The organism is Micrococcus sp. MS-ASIII-49 (assembly GCF_000946635.1).
Taxonomy (GTDB): Bacteria; Actinomycetota; Actinomycetes; order Actinomycetales; family Micrococcaceae; genus Micrococcus; species Micrococcus luteus.
In genome coordinates, this window is sequence record NZ_JXSP01000093.1 from 1 (window position 1) to 5006 (window position 5006).

At 75.8% G+C, this 5006-nt stretch carries 3 protein-coding genes and 2 pseudogenes; 2 read left to right on the forward strand and 3 right to left on the reverse strand.

Annotation, left to right across the window (positions count from 1 at the left end; translation table 11 throughout):
* Positions 1 to 237, forward strand: a pseudogene (locus SJ20_RS06890) (hypothetical protein); the annotation flags it as partial.
* Between the two features lie 6 nt (positions 238 to 243).
* Here the strand turns inward: SJ20_RS06890 and SJ20_RS06895 are convergent.
* Positions 244 to 2049 (reverse strand): pyruvate kinase, encoded by a 1806-nt coding sequence (locus SJ20_RS06895; RefSeq protein WP_044659411.1) that lies wholly within the window; start codon positions 2047 to 2049, stop codon positions 244 to 246.
* 33 nt (positions 2050 to 2082) lie between these two features.
* On the reverse strand, positions 2083 to 3681 hold the full coding sequence (locus tag SJ20_RS06900) for an aminopeptidase P family protein (RefSeq protein ID WP_044659413.1): 1599 nt from the start codon (positions 3679 to 3681) through the stop codon (positions 2083 to 2085).
* A 64-nt stretch (positions 3682 to 3745) separates the two neighbouring features.
* Between SJ20_RS06900 and SJ20_RS06905 the strand changes: the two genes are divergently transcribed.
* Entirely contained in the window at positions 3746 to 4606 is an 861-nt protein-coding gene (locus SJ20_RS06905) for a PHP domain-containing protein (protein ID WP_036381123.1), read from the forward strand.
* Positions 4607 to 4724: 118 nt separating this feature from the next.
* On the opposite strand, the pseudogene SJ20_RS06910 reads toward SJ20_RS06905, so the two are convergent.
* A pseudogene (locus SJ20_RS06910) lies at positions 4725 to 5006 on the reverse strand (ATP-dependent helicase); the annotation flags it as partial.

Genomic DNA, 5006 nt, shown 5'->3' on the forward strand with positions numbered 1-5006 from the left:
GCCGGGGGCGGGTCCGTGCAGGCCACCCCGGCCGCCGCGCCGTCGTCGGGCGGGTCCCACGCGGCGCCGGCCCCCGGCGGGCCCGAGGCGTCGGCCCGGCCCACTCCGGAGGCGGACACCGCGCCCACCGGCCTGGACCGCTCCTACGGCGTGACCCTGCCCCCGGAGGAGGTCGCCAAGCTCATCGAGGCGCGCGGCGGCCACCCGCCCCGGCCCCAGGACGAACCGCGCGGCTGAGCCCCGTCAGAGGGACCAGGACTCGAGTCGCCGGAGCATGTCGCGCTTCTTGCTCGCATGACCGTGCATCCGGCCCAGGATGTCGCCGAGGACGGTGACGGCGCGGTCGATGTACGGGCCCTTGTTCAGCATCGCGGCCTCGGCCCGCTGCGCCATCGCGGCGTCCGTGATCTCCGCCCGTGAGGGCAGGCCGGTCTTGGCGAGGGACTCGAGGACCTGGGTGGCCCAGATCGCGGGCACGTGCGCCGCCTCGCACAGCCACAGGATCTCCTCCTGCAGCTCGGCCATCCGTGCGAAGCCGGCCTCCACCGCCAGGTCGCCCCGGGCGATCATCACCCCGACGTCCCGCCAGCGCATCGCCTCGAGCAGCATCCGCGGCAGCTGCCGGAAGGCCTCCACCGTCTCGATCTTCAGCGTGATGTCCACGTCCGGCGCGTCCTCGGCCTCGAGCGCGTCGATCAGCTGGGCCACGTCCTCGGCCGAGCGGACGAAGGACATGTTCACCATGTCCGCGTGGCGGGCCGCGAACGGGATGTGGGCGAGGTCCTCGTCCGTGAGGGCCGGGATGTCCAGGTGCGTGTCCGGGAAGTTCACGCCCTTCTCCGCCTTGAGCTTCGCCCCGCGCGGGCCGGCCTGGGTCACCTCGAGGGTGATCTCGTCGTCGGACACCGCCGTGATCCGCGCGCCGATCCGCCCGTCGTCGAGGGAGACCCGGTCGCCGACCGCCGCGTCCGCGAACGCCTGCGCCAGGGTGAGGCCGATCCGGTAGGGCGGCGTGTCGACCGCGGGGACCGGCTCGAGCGAGCGGGCCAGCACGATCTCCTCGCCCTCGTGCATGCGCATGGACTGCTCGAGCGGGGGCAGCGGCCCGACCTCGAGCGGCCCGTGCGGCGTCGTCAGCGCCGTGCCCGTCGCCCAGTAGACCGTCTTGTCCGCCTGCACGAGCACGCCCTCGCCGTCCACCTGCTCGACCTCGAGCCTGCGGTGAGCGCCACGCGCGTCGGTCAGCTCGATCTCGTCGCCGCGCTGCAGGACCGCCAGGGTCGTCCCCTCCGGGTCCGCGAGCGGCACGACGACGGCGCCGTCCGGCCGGTCCGCTGTGGCCACGGCGTCGTGGGGCCCGGCGGCGAGCCACACGCGGGAGGGCTCGGTGACGATCCCGGAGGGGTCCCGGGCGGGCTTCACCTTCACGACGCGCGGTCCCGGCTCGATGGGGCCGGTGCGCACCTTCGGCCCGGCCAGGTCCATCGCGACCAGGGGTGCGGGCCGGCCCGCACCGGCACACCGGCGGACCGCCGCGATCATGGCGGCCCACGCCTGCTCGTCGTCGTGGGCGCAGTTCACGCGCGCCAGGTCCATGCCGGCCTCGGCGATCCGGGCCACGAGCTCCGGGTCCGTGGCGGCCTCGGAGGGCATGGTCACCATGATGCGCGCGTCCCGGTCGCCGCGGGCCGGACCGAGCAGGCTCGCCGCGTTGCGGGCGAGGATGGCGCGGCCCTCGGCGGAGGTCAGGGCGTCGTCCTCGGGCGCGGGGGCGGGGTCGCCGTCGAGCGCGCGGGCGGCGGCCAGCACCGCGTCCACGTGGCCCAGCACGCCGGCCTCCATGCGGCCCAGAGAGGACAGTCCGGCGTCGCTCAGCGCCTCCTGCAGGGGCCGCAGGTCGGTGCCGCGCAGGGCGACGTAGTGCACGAGGTTCCGGGCCGAGGCCCGGTGGCGCTCCCGGACGCGGGAGATGAGGTCGGCGTGCTCCGCCTCGGCGGAGAGGAGGCGGTCGCGGAGGGCGGTGAGCTCGGTGGTCAGGTCGATACCCATGGTCCGAACCCTAGGGGCGCCCTCCGCGCCGGATCACGCCTGGAGCCGCGCCATCCAGGCCTCGATCTCGTCCGGGGTGCGGGGGAGGACCGCGGAGAGGTTCTCGGCCCCGTCCTCGGTCACGAGGATGTCGTCCTCGATGCGCACGCCGATGCCGCGGTACTCCTCGGGGACGGCCAGGTCCTCCTCCTTGAAGTACAGACCCGGCTCGATCGTGAAGACCATGCCCGGCTCGAGCACGCCGTCCAGGTAGAGCTCCCGCTTGGCCTGCGCGCAGTCGTGCACGTCGAGGCCGAGGTGGTGCGAGGTGCCGTGGGGCATCCAGCGCCGGTGGTGCTGGCCCTCGTCCGAGAGCGCGACCTCGGCCGAGACCGGCAGCAGGCCCCAGCCGTCGAGGCGGTCGACGAGCACCCGCATGGCCTCGGCGTGGAGCTCGCGGAACCGGATGCCGGGGCGCACGATCGCGAAGGCGGCGTCCGCGGCGTCGAGGACCGCCTGGTAGATGCGGCGCTGCACGTCCGTGAACGTGCCGGACACGGGCAGGGTGCGGGTGATGTCCGCGGTGTAGAGGGAGTCGTCCTCGACGCCGGCGTCGAGCAGCAGCAGCTCACCCGGGCGCACGGCGCCCGTGTTGCGGATCCAGTGCAGGATCGTGGCGTTGTTGCCGGAGGCCGCGATCGTGTCGTAGCCCAGGTCGTTGCCCTCGAGGCGGGCGCGGGCGAAGAAGGCGCCCTCGACCACGCGCTCGCCGCGGTCGTGGCCCACGGCGCGCGGCAGGGCCCGCACGACGTCCTCGAAGCCCGCGATGGTCGCGGCCACCGAGGCGCGCATCCGCTCGACCTCCCACGCGTCCTTCACCAGGCGCAGCTCGGAGAGGAACTCGGCGGTCTGGGCGTCGGCCTCGGCCGCGGCGGTCAGGTCCACGCCGGCCTCGGTCCGGACGGCGGCCAGCAGCGCGTCCACGTCCTGGTCGGTCTCGGCCAGCAGCCGCACCGCGGTGCCGTCCGCGGCCACGTTCTTGGTCACGGCGGACTCGAGCTCCTCGAGCCCCGCCGTGCGCAGGCCCGTGCGGGCGGCCAGGCCGGCCAGGGTCGGACGGGGGCCGATCCAGAACTCGCCCGAGCGCGAGTCCGCGTAGAACTGCTCGGTGTCCCGGCCGGCCAGGGGACGGAAGTACAGGGTGGCGGTGTGGTCCGTGCCGTCGTCGCCGGCGCCCGGGTCCGTGGGCTCGAGCACGAGCACGGCGTCCGGCTCGTGGTCCACGCCGAGGCCCGTCAGGTGGGCGAACGCGGAGTGCGCGCGGAAGCGGTAGTCGGTGTCGTTCGAGCGGACCTTGAGGCGGCCGGCCGGCACCACGATCCGCTCGCCCGGGAAGCGCGCGGACACGGCGGCCCGCCGCCGGGCGGCGTACGGGGCCGAGGCGTCGGGGTCGGGCAGGGCCTGCGACGAGGGCGCCCAGTCGGAGGCCATGAAGTCGCGGAAGGCGTTCGAGGCGGGGCGCTGCGAGCGGTTGTCGACGCGCTCGGCCAGCGGCTGGGGGTTCACCGCGCCGGTGCCGTCGGCGCCCGCCTCGGGGGCGGCGGCGGGCTGGTCGGGGGTGGTCTGGGCGGGGTGCTGTGCGGCATCGGTCATGCCCTCCATCATGGCACCGGTGGGCGCGGGCAGGTCGGGGCCGCCGCGCGCGGGTCTCGGTACCATGGCCGCCATGGCCCGCTACGACCTGCACACGCACTCGACCGAGTCCGACGGCACCGAGCCGCCGGCCGACGTGGTGCGTGCGGCGGCGCGGGCCGGGCTGGACGGCCTCGCGCTCACCGACCACGACACGACCGCCGGCTGGGCCGAGGCCGCCCACGCCGCGCGGGAGACCGGGCTGACGCTCGTGCCCGGCATGGAGATGTCCTGCACCTCCGCCGACGGCGTGAGCGTGCACGTGCTCAGCTACCTGCACGACCCCGAGGACCCCGCCCTGCTGCGGGAGGTCGGCCTGGCCCGCGACGCGAGGCTGATCCGGGCGCAGGAGATGGTGCGGCGCCTGGGCGCGGACTTCCCGATCACGTGGGAGCTGGTCCAGGAGCACGCGGCGGAGAACGCGACGATCGGCCGGCCCCACCTGGCCGACGCCCTCGTGACGATCGGGGCCGTCCCGGACCGCTCCGCGGCGTTCCGGGAGATCCTCGCCGGCCGGTCCAAGTACTACGTGCCGCACTTCGCCCCGGACCCGGCCGAGGCGGTCGCGCTCATCCGGGCCGCCGGCGGGGTGCCGGTGTTCGCGCATCCCCGGGCGCGCATGCGGGGCCGCGTGGTGGGCGACGAGGTGTTCGAGCAGATGGCCGAGGCCGGACTGGCGGGGGTCGAGGTCGAGCACCGGGACAACCCGGCGGAGGAGCGCACCTGGCTGCGCGCGTTCGCGGACCGGCACGGGCTGTTCGTCACCGGCTCGTCCGACTACCACGGCACGGGCAAGCCCAATCCGATCGGCGAGCACACCACGGGCGCGGAGGTGCTCGCCGAGATCGAGCGGCAGGGCACCGGCACGTCGATCATCCGCGGCTGAGCCCGGACGGCCCGGGCGACGGCGGAGGATCCGTTGCGCGAATGACCCTTCCGGCCGCCTGCACGGCGGTCAGAAGGGTCATTCGTGCAGAAGACTCCCGGGGGCCCGGAAGGGAGGGTCAGCCGTCCACGACCTCGCCGTTGCGGCGCCGCGTGCGGGAGCGGCCGCCCCGGCGACGACGGGCCTCGGCCCGGGCCTCGGCGCGCTCGGCCCGGCGGGCCTCCGTGAGCTCGACGCCGGCCACCGGCTCCGACGTCCGGGCCGCGGGGGTCTCGGAGCGCGAGGCGGTGCGCTCGCGGCCCTCGCCGCGACCACGGCCCCGGCCCTCGGCGCGCTGCTCGGCGGGTGCCTCACCACGCCCGCGGGCCGAGCGCTCGCCGCGGCCTCCGCCGCGTGCATC

Coding starts and splice junctions, on each gene's coding strand:
- SJ20_RS06895 (WP_044659411.1), bottom strand. CDS start 2,049: ATGGGTATCGACCTGACCACCGAGCTCACCGCCCTCCGCGACCGCCTC.
- SJ20_RS06900 (WP_044659413.1), bottom strand. CDS start 3,681: ATGACCGATGCCGCACAGCACCCCGCCCAGACCACCCCCGACCAGCCC.
- SJ20_RS06905 (WP_036381123.1), top strand. CDS start 3,746: ATGGCCGCCATGGCCCGCTACGACCTGCACACGCACTCGACCGAGTCC.